The sequence below is a fragment of the Erythrobacter crassostreae genome (assembly GCF_019204045.1).
GTDB lineage: Bacteria > Pseudomonadota > Alphaproteobacteria > Sphingomonadales > Sphingomonadaceae > Erythrobacter > Erythrobacter crassostreae.
Genome location: NZ_JAGSPC010000001.1, coordinates 534,107 through 553,864 on the forward strand (window position 1 = coordinate 534,107; position 19,758 = coordinate 553,864).

The following is a 19,758-nucleotide window of genomic DNA, read 5'->3' on the forward strand; positions in this document are numbered from 1 at the left end:
CCCTCCCTTATGTCTGATCAAAAACGCGACCTTAAAGATACGGTCTTCCTGCCGAAGACTGCGTTCCCGATGAAAGCCGGCCTTCCGCAAAAGGAACCGGGCATTGAGGCGCGCTGGCGCGAGATTGATTTGTACGCGAAATTGCGTGAGGCGCGCAGCGGACGCGAGAAGTTCATCCTGCACGATGGACCCCCTTATGCGAACGGCGATATGCATATCGGCCACGCGCTCAATCACATCCTGAAAGATACGGTCTGCCGCACGCAGAACCTGATGGGCAAAGACGCGCCCTATGTTCCGGGCTGGGATTGCCACGGCCTTCCGATTGAATGGAAGGTTGAGGAGAAATACCGCAAGAAAAAGCTCGACAAAAACGCGGTCGATCCGAAGGAATTCCGCGCCGAATGCCGCGCCTATGCGCAAAGCTGGGTCGACACCCAGCGAGAGCAGCTGAAACGGCTGGGCATCATGGGTGATTGGGACAATCCGTACCTCACGATGGATTTTCAGGCTGAGGGGACGATTGTTTCCGAGCTGATGAAGTTTGCCGAGGCAGGCAACCTCTATCGCGGATCGAAACCGGTGATGTGGTCCCCGGTCGAAAAGACCGCGCTGGCTGAGGCTGAGGTTGAATACGAAGACCTGACAGACTCGCCGCAGATCGACGTGGCGTTTGAGATTGTCGAGAGCCCGATTGAGGAACTGGTCGGCGCATATGCGGTGGTTTGGACGACGACGCCTTGGACGATCCCGGTGAATCAGGCGATCGCTTTTGGGCCGGAGGTTGAGTATGTGCTGGTCGACTTTACCAACACAGGGCTAGCTTTCGTCGGCGATGATGGTGTTCGCTTCTTCAGCGATGAAAACGAATATCGCTTCCTAATAGCCAATGAGTTGCATGAAGCATTCGATGCGCGCTTGGGGCACGGCTGGGGTAGAGGTCAAACAGTTTGGTCAGGCAAAGGCTCCGACCTAGCCGGAACTATCGCCAAGCACCCGATGGCCGACCGCTTCCCGGACAGCGAGTTTTACACCAAGCCGCGCCCCTTCCTCGCAGGCGATTTTGTCACCACCGATAGCGGCACCGGCCTTGTCCATATGTCGCCCGACCACGGCGAGGACGATTTCGACCTGTGTAAGGCAAACGGCCTGAACCCCGTCTTCGCTGTGATGGATGATGGCCGTTACCGCGATGATTGGGAATGGCTGGGCGCGGATGACAAAGACGCGGACGGCAAACCACGCCGCCGCGCGGTCATCAACAAACCGTTCAACGCGCCGGACGGCCCAATCTGCTCCGACCTGCGCGAAGCAGGCGCGCTGCTTTCGGCCTCCGCCGATTACGCGCACTCTTACCCGCATTCATGGCGCTCCAAAGCCAAGGTCATCTATCGCTGCACGCCGCAATGGTTTGTGCCGATGGATAAGGACCTGACCGACGGCGGCACCTTGCGCAGCCGCGCCATGTCAGAAATCGAGCGGGTCGAGTTCATCCCTGAAAAAGGGCAAAATCGCATCGGCTCCATGGTCGAAGGTCGACCCGATTGGGTGCTCTCGCGTCAGCGCGCTTGGGGCGTGCCAATCACCCTCTTCGTGAAGCCTGACGGCACTTATCTGCAAGACCCAGCGGTAAACGCGCGCGTTGTCGCAGCGGTTACCGAAGAAGGCGTCGATGCATGGGAAGAGGCGCGCAAAGCCGAATTCCTCGGCCCCGATCACAACCCAGACGAATACGAGATGGTCACAGACATTCTCGACGTGTGGTTTGACAGCGGCTGCACCCACGCATTTGTGCTGGAAAGCGGACGCTGGCCCGATCTGCAATGGCCCGCCAACCTGTATCTCGAAGGCAGCGATCAGCATCGCGGCTGGTTCCAGTCATCGCTCCTGCAAAGCTGCGCAACGCGGGGCCGCGCGCCCTATGATCAGGTGCTCACCCATGGATTTACCATGGATAAGGCCGGCAAGAAGATGTCGAAGAGCCTCGGCAACACGGTCAGCCCGATCAAAATCATGGAGCAGACCGGCGCGGATATCATCCGGCTTTGGGCGCTCAGCGTCGATTTCACCGAAGATCACCGGATCGGCGATGAAATTCTTAAAGGCGTGGGCGATCAATATCGCCGCCTTCGCAACACGTTCCGCTATTTGCTCGGCGCGCTCGACGGATGGATCGGTGACACATCGGACGGCGGGGAAATCCCGGAGCTGGAGCTCTACGTCCTATCGCTGCTGAGTGAGCTGGATGGAAAGTTGCGTAAAGCCGCGGATGAATACGACTTCAACACTTATACCCGCCTGCTGGTCGATTTCTGCAATGAAGACCTCAGCGCGTTCTTCTTCGATATCCGCAAAGACACGCTCTATTGCGACGGGCCAGATTCGACGACACGCAACGCATACCGCACAGTGCTCGATCTGCTGTTCCATGCGCTGGTCCGTTATGCCGCGCCGGTGCTTGTCTTTACCGCAGAGGAAGTGTGGCAGACCCGCTATCCCGAAGACGGCGAGCAGGAAGGCAGCGTCCACCTGCTCGAATGGCCGAGCGTGCCAACCGTGCCTGCAGATGCCGAGAAATGGGCCAAGCTGCGCGCACTTCGCGAACGTGTGACCGAAGCGATCGAGCCATTGCGCCGCGAAAAGACGATCCGTTCCAGCAACGAAGCTGTCGTCACCGTGCCAGCCGATGCGGTGCCGGACGGCGTTACCGACGAACAGCTCGCCGAATTGTTCATCACGGGTGCAGTCACACGCGGCCAAGGGGACGACGTGATCGTAGCCAAATCAACTGACAGCAAATGCGGCCGCTGCTGGCGCCTGCTGCCCGACGTGCCCGAAGACGGCGCGCTATGCGGCCGGTGTGACAGTGTTGTGTCCGCATTGGATGCAGCTGAATGAGCGGTCTGTTCACCCGTAACCGTGTGATCGGTTTGGTATTTGCGGCCTTTATCGCAATCGTCGATCAGGCGATCAAAGCCTATGTCACAGTCACACTCGGCATCAATCAGATCGGCGACAAAATGGACCTGCTTCCATTTTTCGACCTGACCTATACCGAGAATCGCGGTATTTCCCTTGGCATGCTGCAAGCGACCAATATGGAAATGCGCTGGCTCCTCGTTTTGATGACCGCCGTGATCGCGCTGGTCGTGTTTGTCTGGATGCTGCGAGAAAAGCTGATGGGTGACATTCTTGGTCTTGCGATGATCTTGGGCGGAGCCATCGGCAATATCTACGATCGCTACACTTACGGCTATGTCATCGACTTTGCCGATTTCCACATTGGGGACTTTCGCCCCTTCCTTATTTTCAACGTCGCCGATGCTGCTATCACCATCGGCGTGGTGATCATCCTTGCGCGCAGCCTTTTCCTGAGCGAAAAGGACGACAACGAAATGGACGCATCAGGCGTCCCATCGGAGAATTGAATATGCATAGTCTGAAAACCGTCATCCTGCTTACCACCGGCAGCGCAATGCTGGCATCATGCGGCGGCAGCGGTATTTTCAACCGTGACCGTCCCGATGAGTTCGCTGTTCAGCGTCAGGCTCCGCTGGTTGTTCCACCTGATTTCAGTCTGCAGCCACCAGCGCCGGGCGCTCCGCGTCCGACCGAAGGAACTGCACAAGAACAGGCGCTCGACGCTCTGTTTGGCGGCCCAGCAGCACGCAGTGAAATCGAAAAAAGCGCACTCGATCGCGCCGGTGCGGCTGCTCCAGGAATTCGCAGTCAGGTTGGCGATCCCGGAACAAACACCGTCGCCAAAGGCAGCGTGACACGCGACATCATCGCCGCACCCGAAGGTGACGGCCAGAACGCGCAGACCGTAATTCCTTCGTAATAGAGCGTTGTAGGAGAAGGCTTAAACGCCTCGATTTTCCGACACGTTCTCACGCGTGACCAACAGCTGGTCGATGCGGCGATTGTCCATGTCGACCACCTCAAAGCGCCATCCTTGATCACTGAAGGTTTCGCCCGCATTCGGGAGACGCTTGAGTACAGACAGCGCATATCCTGCGGCGGTTCCAAACTCCCGGTTTTCTGGGTAGGACAGCCCAAGCCTATCTGACAGCGCATCAGCGGATATTGAACCCGATACCAGCAGCGAGCCGTCTTTTCGCTCGATGATCTCCGGCGTATCACCCTGATCTTTGTCGCTGGCAAAGTTACCGGCAATCGCAGTGAGCAGATCGACCGGCGTGACGATGCCTTCGAAATGGCCATATTCATCGTGGACCACCGCCATCGCAATGTCAGATGACTGTAGAACCCGCAGCGCGTCCATGGCGTCGAGCTGATCGGGGACCACTTCGCCTTTATGCATCATATCACGGATCGAGACAGCATTACCTTCGACCAGAGCAGCAAGCACTTCGCGCACCTTCACAATGCCGAGGATTGCATCTGGTGAACCCTCGGCGACTGGCAGGAGAGAATGCGGGCTGTCTTCAATAGTCTGCCGGATTTGCCCGGTATCCGCTTCGATTTCGATCCAGTCGATCTCAGTCCGCGGGGTCATCATTTCCCTGACAGGCCGCTCTGCAAGGCGCACGACGCCGGTTAGAATCTGATGCTGCTCGGCTTCAATCACGCCGGATCGAGTGGCGTCGGCGAAGATCATCTGGAGTTCTTCCGCCGTAACCGAGTTCTGGTTTCCTCTGCGGATGCCGAACAAACGGATGATGCCCGCCGAGCTGGTATCGAGAAGCCAGACGAGCGGCGCAGCAATAGTCGCCAGAATGGCCATCGGGCGCGCCATGACCAGCGAAATCGACACCGCGGAACGAAGCGCAACTTGCTTTGGGACAAGCTCGCCCACGACCACGCTGAAATAGGTGGTCAGAGCAATAACAGTCACAAAAGCGGTCTGTACTGCCATATCTTCAGGCACACCTAAAAGCGCGAGGCGCTGGCCAACCGGCCCTTCCAAGCTTGCGCCTGAATATGCACCGGTGATGATCGCGATCAGCGTAATGCCAATCTGTACGGTCGAGAGAAACTTACCGGGATCAGCAGCGAGCGACAGTGCGATACGAGCACCTGCCGAGCCTTCTTCGCGCTTGGCCTCAAGTGTCGCTGTCTTGGCAGAAACAATCGCCAGTTCAGACATGGCAAACACGCCGTTGAGCACGATGAGCCCGGCGATAATGAACAATTCTGGCCACGGAAACGGTGTCACACCAAGACCGCTAGCACAAAAGGCGCGGCTTGCCAGCCAAACCTTCGCATTGCGCGCCATCATCGGGAACGTGCTTTACAAGACCTTACTTGCGGTTCAGCTTGCAGCAAAGGCAAGTCGCAGACGTAGCGGAACAAGCGCGCGGTCTAGCACTTGTTTCGGTGTAACGCGTGAAGCAAACTTCAGGAGGAGAAGAATAATGAAAACAACACGTATCCTGCTTTCAAGCACAGCGGCGCTCGCGCTGCTTGGCACCAGCGCCTGTGTCACTGATCCAAACACCGGCGAACAGAAAATCTCGCGTACTGCAATCGGCGGTGCTCTCGGCGGAACGCTCGGTTATCTGCTTGGCGGCGCAATCGGCGGCGATGCCGCACGTATCATCGGCGCCGGCATCGGCGGCAGCGCTGGCGCAGTAGTCGGCAAACAGTTCGATGATCAGATCAAAGAGCTCGACGAGCAAACAGCTGGTAGCGGTGTTGATGTCGAAGAAGTCGGCGATGGCGATGCCATCTTGGTCCGTTTGCCCGATGGCGTGACCTTCGCGCGCGGATCGGCCAACATCAATCAAGGGTTTTACGATACACTGAATACGGTTGCAGACAGCCTGATCCAGTATCCGAACAGCTTGATTGACGTGTATGGCTTCACCGATACGACCGGCTCGAACGCGCTTAACCAACGCCTCTCCGAACAGCGCGCTCAGGCCGTTGCGGATTACCTTGCGGCACGAGGTGTAGCGCGCAGCCGTATGGCGACGCGCGGCTTTGGCGAAGACGATGATCAACTGCGCGTGAAAACCGCAGACGGCGTGGATGAGCCGCTCAACCGCCGCGTCGAGATCAAGATTATTCCGATCAGTCAGGAAGACGTAGAGGCTGCGCGTTCGCAGTAATCGGCGACTATCCAAGTATCGAAAGGGTCGGCCTGCAAAGGCTGGCCCTTTCTATTTGAGCTGATTGGCCCGGTCCGCCAGACGCTCAACCGCTGCTCCATGGATACCCGGCGAGCAAACCAGTACGCCAAAGTCGCGCGGATCATGCTTGTTATACGCAAGCGGCTTACCAAAAGCGTCCGACACTTGCGCCCCGGCCTCTCGGGCAATCAAAGCAGCGGCAGCGACGTCCCATTCAAATCCCCAGCGCAGGGTCGCGACCAGATCGGCGCGATCATCGGCCACCATCGCAATACGCAGTGCAATCGAATTGGGCTTCTCGACCATCACGAGATCCGAATCGGCGCTCGGCAATTGATCGATAGGTACCCGAGCGCCGGAAAAATCGCCCCGCGTGCTCGCCGCAAGCGGCTTATCATTCAAAGTCGCCCCTTGACCTGCCACTGCGCACCATTCTTCATTGCGTGCCGGAGCAACTAGAATCCCGATGAGCGGCTTTCCCCCGCTCACCAAAGCAACCGAAATCGCCCAGCCGGGTCTTCCGCGAACAAAATCGCGTGTTCCGTCAATCGGATCAACGAGCCAAAGCAAATCACTGTCAGTACGGGTTTTATCATCGATAGTTTCTTCAGAGAGCCAACCGGCAGATGGCAACAGCGCCGCCAGTTCGCGCCGAAGAAAGCGATCAACCTCCAAATCCGATTCGCTTACCGGATTGCCGGGCGTTTTATCCCAGCTCGTTAGCGCATGCCCATCGCCCGGCCAACGCGCATGAGCAATGCGGCCCGCTTCGCGAACAATCTGGAGAAGGCGGTGTTTGTCGATCATTGAACCCAATCAATCTTGCTACATTCCTCGTGAAGGGCCTCTCACCACTTTTCAAGTCGTGCGAACCTGCCTAGGGCATGCATCAACACTTCTCTCTGCCCCAGCGCAGATTCTACGCGAATACACACAAGGGATCACGACGACATGAACGTCCATGAATATCAGGCCAAGGAACTGCTGAAAGAATACGGGATCGCAATTCCTGCCGGCCACGCTGCTTTGACCGTCGAAGAAGCTGTCGAGGGCGCGAAAAGACTGCCCGGACCGCTTTACGTTGTGAAGGCGCAAATCCACGCTGGAGGCCGCGGCAAAGGCAAATTCAAGGAACTGCCCGAAGATGCCAAAGGCGGCGTTCGCCTCGCATTCTCGCTGGACGAAGTTGAAAGCCACGCAAAGGAAATGCTCGGCAACACGCTTGTGACGATCCAGACCGGTGACGAAGGCAAGCAGGTCAATCGCCTCTACGTCACCGACGGTGTCGATATCGAAAGCGAGTATTACCTCGCCATGCTGGTCGACCGTGCCAGCGGTCAGGTTGCGATGGTTGCCTCGACCGAAGGCGGCATGGACATCGAAGACGTCGCGCATAACACGCCTGAGAAAATCACCACGATCACAATTGATCCGGCACAGGGCTTTATGCCGCATCACGGCCGTGCGGTGGCTTTCGCGCTTGAGCTTTCAGGCGCGCTCAACAAGAAATGTCAGAAACTCGCTGCACAGCTTTATCAGGCCTTTATGGCGAGCGATTGCGAGATGCTCGAAATCAACCCGCTCGTCGAAACGAAGCCGGATTCTGACGGCAACGCTGATCTGCTGGTGCTCGACACCAAGATGAGCTTCGATGGCAATGCGCTTTACCGTCACAAGACAATCGAAGCGATGCGCGACGAGACCGAAGAAGATCCGGCCGAAGTCGAAGCATCACAATACGACCTCGCTTACATCAAGCTAGACGGTAACATCGGCTGCATGGTCAACGGCGCGGGCCTTGCCATGGCGACGATGGACATCATCAAGTTGAACGGCGCATTCCCGGCCAACTTCCTCGACGTGGGCGGCGGCGCGACCACCGAAAAGGTGACCGCTGCGTTCAAGATCATCCTCAAAGACCCGGCGGTCGAGGGTATCCTCGTCAACATCTTTGGCGGCATTATGAAATGCGACATCATCGCCGATGGTATCGTACAGGCGGCGAAGGAAGTGAACCTGTCGGTTCCACTGGTCGTGCGTCTCGAAGGCACCAATGTTCAGGCTGGTAAGGACATTCTGGCCAATTCAGGCCTGCCAATCGTTGCCGCAGACGATCTGGGCGATGCTGCGAAGAAGATCGTCGCAGAGGTGAAGCAGGCGGCGTAAACCACCAGTCAGATTACAGCAGAAGGCCGCGCGGGTTGATGCCTGCGCGGCCTTTTTGCGCTTAACGGCTGGGACGCGGCTCAGGCAGGATAGGCTCGCTCGTATCCTGATAGGTGAGCCAGTTCTGCCAAACAGTATGGGTGTGTTCATCGGTCAACCGAATTGAGCACCGCAGCCACATGGCGTTGCGGATCGAGCCCTCTTTCCAGTTCTCATACACCGCATCACATTCAGCTGAACGATAGGCATCAAATGCGGCGTCGCTCGCTCGGATCATCTTGCCTAAGGCATTGCCATCGGCTGATGAGCCGAGGGCCGCGTCAACATAAGCTCTCTGGCGCGATTTTGATCTCTTGTAGATGCCAGCTAGGCATTCATTGATAGCAATAGTCGTGCCGTCGCAGTCATAAGATATTGGTGTCGAAGCGGCAGCGTCAAACCGGAATATAAGCTCCTGCGGATCCGGCTTGTCGCTTTTCATACGGACTGCCGCAACGATGCCGCTGCCGGGATTGTCGGGATCAGCGCAGCGCAAAGTCAGTGCATTGAAATAAGCGGCACAGGGCTCAATTGCGACGAGGCGGAAGGTAAGCATCCCGTCCTTTTCCTCCCATCCCGTAAGATCGGCGTTGAAATGTTTGAGCTTTAGAGCGAGGCTGCCGCCCTCTTCCGTAAGATACATATGTTCGGTGAACATGATTGAGCCATCGGACGACTCCTGGACAAAAGTACCAACCATTGTTCCACCGCTTTCCGGCAGCCAACTTTCCATTGCCGGTGCGCCTTGGATTCCTGTGCCCGCCCATTGCCCGACTAGCCAACCCACCTGATCCAGCGTCGCGGCAGGCGATTCGAATTCGTCTTCGCCAATCCGCGTTTCGGTTTCGGTTTCGGTCTCCTGAGCGAGCACAGGCATCGCGCAACCAAGCGCCAACCCCGTCAAAGCCATCACAATTGCACGCATTGCACTCCCTCCCGCATAGTTTGACGCATGTTGTGCAACATTAGCGCAAATTGGGCGAAAAGGGAGGCTTGACGTTGGAACGCAGCGAGGCGAGGAACGACGCTAAGGCTCCCGCGAAACGGGAGAGTCAGTAGCCGCAATCCAGTTGACGTTTACGTAAACGCAAGCTAGGGCGCGGTTAGAGAGTTTTTGCTGCGCTCTGCGTTAATGCGGGGGCGGCCTAGGGAAAGGAAATCTCATGAAAATCCTCGTCCCCGTTAAACGGGTGATCGATTACAACGTAAAGCCGCGCGTCAAAGCAGACGGCTCAGGCGTTGATCTTGCCAACGTCAAGATGAGCATGAACCCGTTTGATGAGATCGCTGTCGAAGAGGCGATCCGCATCAAGGAAGCGGGCAAGGCCGAAGAAATCATCGCTGTGTCGGTTGGTCCGGCAAAAGCACAAGAAACGCTGCGCACTGCCCTAGCGATGGGTGCAGACCGCGCGATTCTGGTCGAGACTGACGAAGAAATTGAGCCGCTGGCCGTTGCCAAAATTCTGAAAGCAATCGCTGAAGAAGAACAGCCGGGCCTCGTCCTGCTGGGCAAGCAGTCGATCTCTGATGATAGCAACCAGACCGGCCAGATGCTCGCGGCTCTGATGGGCCGTCCACAAGGTACCTTCGCCAACACCGTCGAAGTTGACGGCGATGCAGTTGTCGTGAAACGTGAGATTGATGGCGGTCTTGAAACCGTAAAACTGACGATGCCTGCCATCGTTACGACCGATCTTCGCCTGAACGAGCCGCGCTATGCTTCGCTGCCGAACATTATGAAGGCTAAGAAAAAGCAGCTCGATGCCAAGACACCGGCCGATTACGGCGTCGACATCGCTCCGCGCCTCACCACCACCAACGTCTCCGAACCGCCCGTCCGTCAGGCCGGTGAAAAGGTCGAAGACGTCGCCGCTCTGGTCGAAAAGATCAAAGCGCTGGGCATCGCGTAAGCGCTGCGAGTAGGAAAGGACACACAGACAATGAACACTCTGGTTCTGGTCGAACACGACAATTCGAGCGTCAACGACGCAACCCTCGCGGTGGTTACCGCCGCAGCGCAAATGGGCGATGTCACTGCGCTGGTCGCTGGTCACGATTGCGGCGGCGCTGCCGAAGCGGCCGCAAAGATCGCAGGCGTTTCAAAGGTGCTGAAGGCCGACGATGCAGCTTACGCTGCAGGTCTGGCTGAAAACGTAGCACCACTGGCTGCGGGTATCATGGCCGATTACGATGCGTTCCTCGCTCCGGCGACGACATCGGGCAAAAACATCGCACCGCGTGTCGCCGCGCACCTCGATGTAATGCAAATTTCCGACATTCTTTCGGTCGAAGGCGACAAGACTTTCACCCGCCCAATTTATGCCGGTAACGCAATCGCAACGGTGCAGTCCTCCGATGCCAAGCTGGTGATCACCGTTCGCGGCACCGCGTTTGAGAAAGCGGCAACCGAAGGCGGCTCAGCTGCAATCGAAGACGCAAGCGGCCCAGGCGATGCAGGCACATCCAGCTTTGTCTCGCGCGAAGTCGCTAAGAGCGAACGCCCTGAGCTGACAGCCGCGAAAGTCATCGTATCAGGCGGCCGCGCGCTGAAAGACGGCGAGACGTTCGAAAGCGTCATCAACCCGCTCGCTGACAAGCTTGGCGCGGCAATCGGCGCATCACGTGCAGCCGTCGATGCGGGCTATGTCCCGAACGACTATCAGGTCGGCCAAACCGGTAAGATCGTCGCTCCCGAAGTGTATATCGCGATCGGTATTTCGGGCGCGATCCAGCACCTTGCCGGCATGAAGGACTCCAAAGTCATCATCGCCATCAACAAAGACGAAGACGCCCCGATCTTCCAAGTCGCGGATATTGGCCTCGTCGCTGATCTCTTCAACGCCGTGCCGGAACTCACCAACGCGTTGTAATTGCAAAAAACCTGTAGGTTGATCAAAGCCTCCGCCGCGCTACCATGCACGGCGGAGGTTTTGTTTATGGTCCGTATTTTTCTATCTTTTGGTATTGCGGTTTCGTTTCTTGCAGCCACGCCTGCAAGCGCCGCGCTGGAGCTTGAGCCCAGCTCAGAATGGCAACTGCGCCAATATGATGACAAGTGCCGGATGACGCGCAAATTCGGCGATGGTGAGGACAATGTAACTCTCTGGATCGATAAGGGTGGTTCTGGTCGCTACGTGAACTTAACAGCTATCGGACGCCCATTCCGCAGCCCATATGGGTCGCGAACCAAGATTTCTTTTCAGCCGGGAGAACCGATCAATAGGGGTTTCCTGAGAAGTACATCAAGCAAAGGGCGGCCGGTTCTAACCATGTTCGGTGTGGCCCCCATAGAGTTTGCAAAGTTGTCAGTAGCAGAAAAGGGCAACGACGACTCTGAGGAAACCGTCGACCTCAAAAGTAGTGACGATTCCGAATTCGCACCTCCTGAAGTTCTCGAAAAGAGGTACAATTCGTTGCAATCGCTGAACCTGTCAGGCGCGCTCGTGCAAGAAGTTTCGCTGAAAACAGGTGGCATGGGGACCATGATGCAGCAACTGCAGCAATGCGCTACCAAACTGATAGAAACGCGGTCGAAAACTCCTGCAGGGGAAACGAAAAAGGGCAAAGGCGCGCGGGATCGTGACACCGCTACTTGGGCGCAGAAGATCCAAGCGAATTACCCTACATATCTGCTTAAGGAGATGGCCCAAAGTACCGTTGGCGTTAGAGTGCAGATAAACCCAGAAGGCCGTGCGACTTTCTGCGAAGTCTTGCAGCACAGTGGCCCAGCGGGTTTTAACGATGCGGCGTGCCTCGCCATGATTCGTTATTCGCGGTTTCATCCCGCGATCAATGAAGACGGAGACCCTGTTTGGGGCACATATCAAACTCGGGTTACCTATCGCATTAACTAAGAGGTTATGGCCTCACATAAAGCTCACGATAAAGTGCAGTGTCATGCCGACGAGCCCGCCCACCAACGTGCCGTTGATACGGATAAATTGAAGGTCGCGGCCAACCGCACTTTCGATGCGTCCTGTGATCGTCGTTGCATCCCAGCGTTTGACCGTTTCTGAGACCAGAGTGACGATTTCGGTGCCGTAACGGGTCGCCACACCCACCGCAGTACGGCGCGCAAAGCGGTTGATCTGCATTTGCAAACGCGCATCGCTGGCCAGCGCTTTGCCCAGATCGGCAAGCCCGTTGCGCATTTCGATGCCCAGCCCGCTATCGGCCTCGCGCGCGCGGCGGATCAGTGATTGGCGGATACGCTCCCAAACGCCCATCCACCATTCGGCCACCGCCGGATTTTCGATGAGGTCACGCTTCATCTCCTCGACCCGCTCGCGGGTTTCCGGGTCGTGTTGAAGATCCTGAGCCAATTTCTCGAGGCCCTCTTCGATTTTGAAGCGCAGCGGGTGATAGGGATCGACCAGCACCTCGGCCAGCAATTTATAGAGACCGTCCAGCACGCTCGCTGAAATCCGCTCGTCCAGCCCCGTCCAGCGCAGCACAGAATTGGCTCGTTTATGGATGATGTCTTTGACCATCTCTTCATTGTCTTCGAGGGTCAGACCGGTCCATCGCACGATCCCGTCAATAAGCGGCCTGTGCTGCCTATCAGCCATCGCGCTCTCGAGCATGCGCCCGGCCAGTGGTGACACATCCAGCTTTTGCAGCTGGCTCGCGAGGCCCGATCGCATTTGATTACCGAGCCTGTCAGGATCGAGCGATTCGAGCACTTCGGCGAGCATTTCTGCCGCGCCGCCAGTGATACGTGACCTGGTATCATCGCCGCCTTCTTCGGGGCTCGCGATGAGAAAATCGCCCACCGCGCGCGCGACATTCATGCCCGACATACGCCGCGCTACAACTGCGGGGGTCAGAAAGTTCTCACGCAGAAACTGCGCCATTGTATCGGCAATACGATCTTTGTTCTCAGGAATGATCGCGGTGTGCGGGATCGGCAGGCCGAGCGGATGCCGGAACAGCGCGGTGACAGCAAACCAGTCTGCCAGACCGCCAACCATAGCCGCCTCGGCGAAGGCATTGACGTAGCCCCAAGCCGGATGGCCGCCCTCTGACAAAGCATGGGTCGAGAAAAACAAAACGGCCATAGCAACCAGCATGCCGGTCGCCGTCCAGCGCATACGCTTGGCACGATCAGCGGTCAGCGGGCCGCCGCCAAATGCAAGGGGAACAGAGCGAACCTCGGACATGCGTGGCTATCTGCCCGAAGCACAGTGAATAGTCATGCCTGACTTCGTAAAAGCACGATTATTCAGCAGGCTCGGCCCCGGGCGGAAGGCGGGTTGCGGGCACAGGCGAAGCGCCGGGATTGCCCGGAAACGGCACATCTGGCACTGGTGCATCATCTGCCGGACCATACGGCTTCGTATCGTCGCCGGGCTTGTAAGTCAGCATCCGCTCTCGCAGCCAAGGACCAACGCGGCGTTCGAAACCATCAGCGAGACTGAAACCTGCAGGCACGATCACCAGCGTCAGGATGGTCGACATGATCAATCCGCCGATAACAACGATGCCCATCGGTTGGCGCCAAGCACCGTCGCCGCTGAGCGATATCGCAGTCGGAACCATACCCGCCGTCATAGCAACGGTCGTCATTACAATCGGTTGTGCCCGCTTGTGTCCAGCCTCCATGATGGCTTCCAGCTTGGATGTCCCGCGAGCCATTTCCTCAATCGCAAAGTCAATCAGCAGGATCGAGTTCTTCGACACGATACCAAGGAGCAAAAGGATACCGATATAAACCGGCATACTTTGCGCCATACCAACCAGCCATACCAGCAAGATGCCGCCGAGCGGTGCAAGAGCCAGCGAGGTCATATTGACCAGCGGACTCATCAGACGCTTGTAGAGCAGGACGAGGCAGGCAAACACCAGCAACACGCCAGCGATAATGGCGATGATCAGGTTCTGAATTAGCTCCTGCTGCCACTCATCCTCGCCCACGACATCGCGGATCACGCCGGTCGGCAATTCTTGCAAGATTGGAAGCGCATCGACCTGTTGCTGCGCCTCACCTTTCAGCACTCCCGCAGCGAGATCAGCGCCAACTAGCGTTCGGCGGTTCTGGTTGTAACGCTGAATCGCAGTCGGGCCCGATCCGAATGAGATATCCGCGACTTGGCTAAGAGGAACGGTGCCACCAGTAGACGTTTGCACCGGCAGATTTTCAATCGTTGTCATGCTGGTCCGCGCTTCTTCCGACAGCTTGACCTTGATCGGGATCTGTCGGTCCGACAGTGAGAAACGAGCCGCATTCTGCTCAATCTCACCAAGCGTCGCGATACGGATCGTTTGCGAAAGCGCGATTGTCGAGATGCCTAGTTCAGCGGCGATCTCTTCCCGCGGCGTGATAATGATCTCAGGCCGGTTGAGATCAGCGCTGATGCGCGGCGCGACGAGACTGTCGAGGCCCTTCATCTGCTCGACGAGTTTGGCTGCCGTATCATCCAGAAGCTCAGGATCGGAGCCTGCCAACATGATCGTCAGATCGCGGCCAGAGCCGAAGCCGCCCGACTGGGAACGGAACCGGACGCGGGCATCGGCAATACTTGCCAATTGCGGCGCAACTTCACGCTCGAATTCGATCGAAGTCCGCTCACGGTCATCGTAGAGTTTGATGAAGATCGTAGAGTTGCCAATGCGAATACGTTGAAGCATCCGCTCGACCTCGGGCTGCTCCTCAAGCAAAGCATAGACGCGATCAGAAACCACTTTCGTACCTGCCAGAGTGGTGCCGGGCACCATCTCGATTTCAATCGTAGAGTTTTCATCGTCGATTGTCGGTTGGAATTGTCCCGGGATTTGACCGAACAGCAGGACCGTAATCAGCAATGAGAACCAGCCCATGCCAAGCATCCAAATGCGGTGATCGTAAAAGCGTGCGGCCATGTACTTTACGCTTTGGCCAAAGCGTCCGCCCAGCTTGCTGAGCAGCTCGATCAACTTGAACACCAGCCAGCCCGCCACAAAAGCGAGCACGGAAACAAACAGGACCAGCACGATATCGAATGTCTTCGACACTAGGAAATGCGATGTGCTGTTTGGATCGCTGGACACCGCTTCTGCCGCGGTTTTCGGAATGTCGAACTCGGCAATGGCTCCAAAGCTGGTGAACATCGCAAACGCCGTTGCGCCAAGCAGCAAGAGCACGGTGAGCAATAGGCCAAGGACATAACCGAAGCGGAACCGCGGCCCCTCCAACCCTTCGCGGCGGCTACGCATCTTTCCGCGGTCAAGAGTCCAGCCGAGCACGGACATATACCGTTCCATCATCGGACCTTCACCGTGGGTTGCGTGGCCCTTCGCCGAGAGGAAGTATGCGGCCATTAACGGCGTTATCATCCGCGCCACAGCCAGCGACATCAGCACGGCGACAACAACTGTCAGACCAAAGTTCTGGAAAAACTGGCCGGAAATCCCCGGCATCAATCCCACAGGCAGGAACACCGCGACAATACAGAAACTGGTTGCCACCACAGGCAGACCAATCTCATCAGCGGCATCGATACTGGCCTGATAGGCGGTCTTACCCATCCTCATATGCCGCACGATATTCTCGATCTCCACGATCGCATCATCGACCAGCACGCCCGCGACAAGACCCAGGGCCAGGAGCGATAGGAAGTTCAGGTTGAACCCGAGCAGATCCATGAAGAAGAATGTCGGAATTGCGGAAAGCGGGATTGCAACCGCGCTGATAAATGTCGCGCGCCAGTCACGTAGGAACAGAAAGACGACCACGATGGCGAGCAACGCGCCCTCTACAAGCGCTCGCATGGAGCTCTTATACTGACCGTCTGTATAGGCGGTGCTGGTGAACATCTTGATGAAGCGGACGCCTTCGGTTTCAGCTTCGATTTTGTCCATCTCCGCAAGGGCGGCGTCATAAACCGTAAGATCAGAGGCCCCGCGCGCGCGGTTCATGAAGAAATTGACAACTTCGCGGTCACCGACTTCGCTGACTGAGTTTCGTTCGGCAAATCCGTCTCGAACCGTAGCCACATCTGCCAAGCGCACCGTACGGCCACCGCCCAGCTGAAGTTGGCGCTGCGAAAGTTCAAACGCAGTGTCATCATTGCCAAGGACACGCAGCGATTGCCGGGTACCGCCAACCTCGGCGAGGCCGCCTGCAGCGTTGACGTTGGAGACACGCAGGACCGAGTTAATCTGCGACGCAGTGACACCGAGTGCCTGCATTTTGGCCGGATCGAGGATCACCTCAATCTCACGGTTTACACCGCCAAAACGGCCAACCTCGGCCATCCCTTCGATTTTGAGTAACCGTTTAGAAACGGTGTCATCGACGAACCAACTCAATTGCTCGATCGTCATATCATCGGCTTCAACCGCGATATAGCCGATTGGATCTCCTGCAACGTCGACCTTTGAGACGCGCGGCTCCAAAATGCCGTCGGGCAAGCTTCCGCGAATACCCGAAATGGCTGTTTCGACCTCGTTGACCGCTTCAATAATCTCGGTGCCGATTTCAAATTCGACAAATGTCCGCGAATTGCCTTCACTTGCGGTCGACTGCAGTGAATTCACTCCGTTGATTGAGCGGAGCGCGCTCTCGACCCGCTGGGTGATCTGGTTTTCGATTTCAGTCGGCGCAGCGCCAGGCTGCGATATGCTGACAATGACCGCAGGAAATTCGACGTCGGGGTTGTTGGTGACGTCCATGCGCAGAAAGCTGACGATGCCGGCGAACAAAAGCGCGGTGAACATCACCAGAGGGATCACCGGATTGCGGATCGACCAGGCGGATAGATTTCTGAAGTTCATGTCTGGCCTGCCTGCTTGCTACGCTGCCGCAAAGTGATGCAGCGATTAATCTGAGTTACTCTCTGAATCGTCTTCGGATGCTTCTACCGCTTCTGCGCTCGCCAACTGCTCGCCTTCGCGCCGCGGTTTAACTGTCTCGCCCGGGTTAAGGAAGCCGCCAGCACGCAGGACAACCTGCTCGGTGCCCGACAGACCATCGGTGATCGTAAGGCCTTGCGCTGTGACCATGCCTGTTGTCACAGACTGGCGTTTGGCGGTGTTGTCATCACCGACAACGTAGACAAAGCTGCCATCATCATCTGACAAGACTGCGCTTTCAGGCAACACCGTTGCTGTCATCGTTCCGCTTTGTATCCGTGCTGTGGCAAAGCCACCGGGGCGAAGTTCGCGCGCGAAAGGCAGCGCGATGCGCGCGGTGCCTTGGCGGCTTTGCGGATCGATCACAGGCGAAAGCTGCCAAACTTGGCCCTGAAAACTTTTATCGGTCCCGGTCGGAGTAACATCGGCCATTACGCCTTGTGAAAGGCTGGCGAGCTGGGTTTCTCCAACCTGTGCCAGCATTTCCATTTCGCCTCCGCGCGCGATGCGGAACAATGACGGTGTGCCGCCGCTAACAGTCTGTCCAGGCTCGACATTGCGCTCAAGAACATAACCTGAGGCAGGTGCTACGACATTTAGACGGGCGTTTCTTGCGCGCAGTTCGGAAAGCTGGGCTTGGGCCACTTTCACGCGGGCACTCGCAGCATCACGGGTTGCAGTGAGGCGATCAACGTCAGCCTTCGACACAAATCCCCGCTCGACCAGCTGCAATGAGCGATCAAGGTTTGATTGCGCAAGCTCGGCATCTGCCCTGGCGACTTCAATCTGGGCAGCTTGCGCTGCGGCTTGCTGGTTTTGAACCGAACGATCAACAACGGCCAGAACCTGTTCCTGACGAACCCAGTCACCAGCATCGACTGGGACCGAAATCACACGGCCGCCCTCACCCACAATGCCGACCGGCATTTCGCGGCGCGCAGCGATTGTGCCCGGTACTTCGACCACTCCATTGATTGTGGTCTGGCCGGGCGCGATAACAGTAACGACAGGGGCCTGTTCATTTTCATCGCCCGCCGCAACAGGAGTGCCGCCCGCGAAGGCGAAATATGCGGCCACGGCCAGCAATAGGCCGAACACAATGAGCGCGCCGATAAGTACGGCACGCGTCGTGCCCGACATGCCCGCTCGCCGCGCGGCTGAGACATCAGCAGGGATATTCTCCGCTGCTTCAGCTTTGATTGTCGTCTCGTAATTCATCGCGGTTGGCCTCTTGCAGGGCTGAATAATGCGCTGGCTCAAATTTTTGTTCCAGCGAAATGGTGCGAGTGTATTACCGGCATAACTCACCAAGTGCAATAGGGCTTAGGCCTGAGGTATTGATGGCGCAATGCGGGGTTCGACTGACGACTTTGAGCTTAGACGAAGGGCGAGCGGCGCTTTTTCACTGCACGAAGCTCAAAGGGCGGCGCAGCCAATAGCCGCACCGCCCTTTGTATTGATCCACAACGTCTAAAAGACGCCTGCTTTTGAAATTAGCGAACGCGTCCGCGCTGGATTAGGTTGATCACGCCAAGCAGCACAACAGCGCCGACAACAGCGACGATCAAACCGGTGATCGAGAATTCCTGCACACTTCCAGCGATGCCGAATTGATTTGCGATCAAGTTGCCCACAACGGATCCAACACAGCCAACAACGATGTTCCAAAAAATGCCCATCGACGCATCACGGTTCATCACCATGCTAGCCAGCCAACCGGCAACGCCGCCTACGATCAGTGCGATAATCCAACCCATATTCCAACCTCCTGTTATTTTCTCAATGGCTTACGCGTCTACAATGCAGAAAACGCAAGCGTGTTCCCAGCTTGTGCGGGAAAATACGAAGGCTTGTCCAGTTTGAATCTGCCGCAAACGACAAACGGGGCCGGTCCAATAGGACCAGCCCCGTTCGACAATAGCAGAAATTTTTAGTACTTCAGTTGGCGCTCATATAGATCGCGATAGTGCTGAATACGGGTCACGCGCAGGCCCTGCATGCCTGAGCGATCAACCGCGCGCTGCCAAGAAGCGAACTCCTCAAGGGTGAGGCCGTAACGCTCGAGCACTTCGTCGATCGTCAACAAACCGCCATTTACTGCCGCGACCACTTCGGCCTTACGCCGAACAACCCAGCGCTTCGTCTTAGGCGAAGGCAGGTCCTTAATCGTAAGCGGCTCGCCGAGCGGGCCGATCACTTGTGCAGGGCGGATGTCTTGGTTTTCAATCATCTATCGTCTCTCGCGTCGCTTGTTGCTGCGTCGTCGCTTGGTTCAAACGTTATGCAACTAGAAGCTTTGCTGCGCTCTAAAGCATCAGGGTTAATAAGCTGTTCGTCATGCTCTAGAGCTTGGAAATAGCTCGCGGCCGCATCGCCAAAGCTGAATGCCGCCTCTTCGATATTGAGACGCGAATCACGCTGAATCAGCAGCCGAAGATCACGCGCCGCAGCCAATCGAGCGGTCAGTTCATTCCACTCGAGAGCCCGCAAAGCACCACCATTGCCGCCGCGCCCACGCGCAACGTCAACATTGCCGATCAGCAATTCGCCACCCCGCGAATCGGACGAATCGCGACCGAATTGAGAAGGGGAAACAGTGATGACTTTTTCAAACATGCCGCTGTCTCTA

Annotated in this window: 17 protein-coding genes; 8 read left to right on the forward strand and 9 right to left on the reverse strand. The window is 57.0% G+C overall.

All coding sequences use genetic code 11. From position 1 onward, the window contains the following. Positions 1-9: 9 nt before the first annotated feature. The 3 genes from ileS to KCG46_RS02705 are packed head-to-tail and all read left to right on the forward strand — an operon-like array spanning position 10 to position 3,841. A complete protein-coding gene (ileS, locus tag KCG46_RS02695; RefSeq protein WP_218403797.1) occupies positions 10-2,898 on the forward strand; it encodes an isoleucine--tRNA ligase in 2,889 nt (962 codons plus the stop codon). Beyond that, positions 2,895-3,428 carry a signal peptidase II gene (gene lspA / locus KCG46_RS02700; protein WP_218403798.1) on the forward strand — a complete coding sequence of 178 codons (534 nt, stop codon included), beginning with the start codon at positions 2,895-2,897 and terminating at the stop codon, positions 3,426-3,428. The genes ileS and lspA overlap by 4 nt, the downstream gene beginning before the upstream one ends. A 2-nt stretch (positions 3,429-3,430) precedes the next feature. Beyond that, positions 3,431-3,841 carry a DUF3035 domain-containing protein gene (locus tag KCG46_RS02705; RefSeq protein WP_218403799.1) on the forward strand — a complete coding sequence of 137 codons (411 nt, stop codon included), beginning with the start codon at positions 3,431-3,433 and terminating at the stop codon, positions 3,839-3,841. 21 nt (positions 3,842-3,862) lie between these two features. On the opposite strand, the gene KCG46_RS02710 is transcribed toward KCG46_RS02705, so the two are convergent. Further along, entirely contained in the window at positions 3,863-5,179 is a 1,317-nt protein-coding gene (locus tag KCG46_RS02710; protein WP_218405259.1) for a hemolysin family protein, read from the reverse strand. A 199-nt stretch (positions 5,180-5,378) separates the two neighbouring features. On the opposite strand from KCG46_RS02710, the gene KCG46_RS02715 reads away from it, so the two are divergent. Then, positions 5,379-6,074, forward strand: coding sequence for a YiaD family glycine zipper/OmpA-like lipoprotein (locus tag KCG46_RS02715; RefSeq protein ID WP_218403800.1), 696 nt, complete (start codon positions 5,379-5,381; stop codon positions 6,072-6,074). Between the two features lie 51 nt (positions 6,075-6,125). On the opposite strand, the gene KCG46_RS02720 is transcribed toward KCG46_RS02715, so the two are convergent. Continuing rightward, positions 6,126-6,902, reverse strand: coding sequence for a 3'(2'),5'-bisphosphate nucleotidase CysQ (locus tag KCG46_RS02720; protein WP_218403801.1), 777 nt, complete (start codon positions 6,900-6,902; stop codon positions 6,126-6,128). A 144-nt stretch (positions 6,903-7,046) separates the two neighbouring features. On the opposite strand from KCG46_RS02720, the gene sucC reads away from it, so the two are divergent. Then, a complete protein-coding gene (gene sucC / locus KCG46_RS02725; RefSeq protein WP_218403802.1) occupies positions 7,047-8,261 on the forward strand; it encodes an ADP-forming succinate--CoA ligase subunit beta in 1,215 nt (404 codons plus the stop codon). Between the two features lie 61 nt (positions 8,262-8,322). On the opposite strand, the gene KCG46_RS02730 is transcribed toward sucC, so the two are convergent. After that, positions 8,323-9,225 (reverse strand): DUF6265 family protein, encoded by a 903-nt coding sequence (locus tag KCG46_RS02730; RefSeq protein ID WP_218403803.1) that lies wholly within the window; start codon positions 9,223-9,225, stop codon positions 8,323-8,325. Between the two features lie 238 nt (positions 9,226-9,463). Between KCG46_RS02730 and KCG46_RS02735 the strand changes: the two genes are divergently transcribed. The 3 genes from KCG46_RS02735 to KCG46_RS02745 all read left to right on the forward strand — a co-directional run bounded on the left by KCG46_RS02735 (position 9,464) and on the right by KCG46_RS02745 (position 12,154). Beyond that, positions 9,464-10,210 (forward strand): electron transfer flavoprotein subunit beta/FixA family protein, encoded by a 747-nt coding sequence (locus tag KCG46_RS02735; RefSeq protein ID WP_218403804.1) that lies wholly within the window; start codon positions 9,464-9,466, stop codon positions 10,208-10,210. A gap of 30 nt (positions 10,211-10,240) precedes the next feature. Next, positions 10,241-11,170: an electron transfer flavoprotein subunit alpha/FixB family protein gene (locus tag KCG46_RS02740; RefSeq protein WP_218403805.1), complete on the forward strand. Its 930-nt coding sequence runs from the start codon at positions 10,241-10,243 to the stop codon at positions 11,168-11,170. Between the two features lie 66 nt (positions 11,171-11,236). After that, complete coding sequence (locus tag KCG46_RS02745; protein ID WP_218403806.1) at positions 11,237-12,154, forward strand: energy transducer TonB; 918 nt, start codon at positions 11,237-11,239, stop codon at positions 12,152-12,154. A 12-nt stretch (positions 12,155-12,166) separates the two neighbouring features. Here the strand turns inward: KCG46_RS02745 and KCG46_RS02750 are convergent, their stop codons facing one another. The 6 genes from KCG46_RS02750 to KCG46_RS02775 form a co-directional block, all read right to left on the reverse strand. After that, a complete protein-coding gene (locus KCG46_RS02750) occupies positions 12,167-13,459 on the reverse strand; it encodes a DUF445 domain-containing protein (RefSeq protein WP_255551732.1) in 1,293 nt (430 codons plus the stop codon). Positions 13,460-13,517: 58 nt separating this feature from the next. Then, positions 13,518-17,051, reverse strand: coding sequence for an efflux RND transporter permease subunit (locus tag KCG46_RS02755; protein WP_218403807.1), 3,534 nt, complete (start codon positions 17,049-17,051; stop codon positions 13,518-13,520). A gap of 45 nt (positions 17,052-17,096) precedes the next feature. After that, positions 17,097-18,347, reverse strand: coding sequence for an efflux RND transporter periplasmic adaptor subunit (locus KCG46_RS02760; RefSeq protein WP_218403808.1), 1,251 nt, complete (start codon positions 18,345-18,347; stop codon positions 17,097-17,099). 275 nt (positions 18,348-18,622) lie between these two features. After that, the gene (locus KCG46_RS02765) at positions 18,623-18,886 is read right to left on the reverse strand and encodes a GlsB/YeaQ/YmgE family stress response membrane protein (RefSeq protein WP_218403809.1); all 264 of its coding nucleotides are present in this window, start codon (positions 18,884-18,886) and stop codon (positions 18,623-18,625) included. A 173-nt stretch (positions 18,887-19,059) separates the two neighbouring features. Beyond that, positions 19,060-19,359, reverse strand: a complete 300-nt coding sequence (gene sciP / locus KCG46_RS02770; RefSeq protein WP_142787698.1) for a CtrA inhibitor SciP — start codon at positions 19,357-19,359, stop codon at positions 19,060-19,062. After that, positions 19,356-19,745, reverse strand: a complete 390-nt coding sequence (locus tag KCG46_RS02775) for a hypothetical protein (RefSeq protein ID WP_218403810.1) — start codon at positions 19,743-19,745, stop codon at positions 19,356-19,358. Before KCG46_RS02775 ends, sciP begins: the two co-directional genes overlap by 4 nt. Between the last annotated feature and the right edge of the window lie 13 nt (positions 19,746-19,758).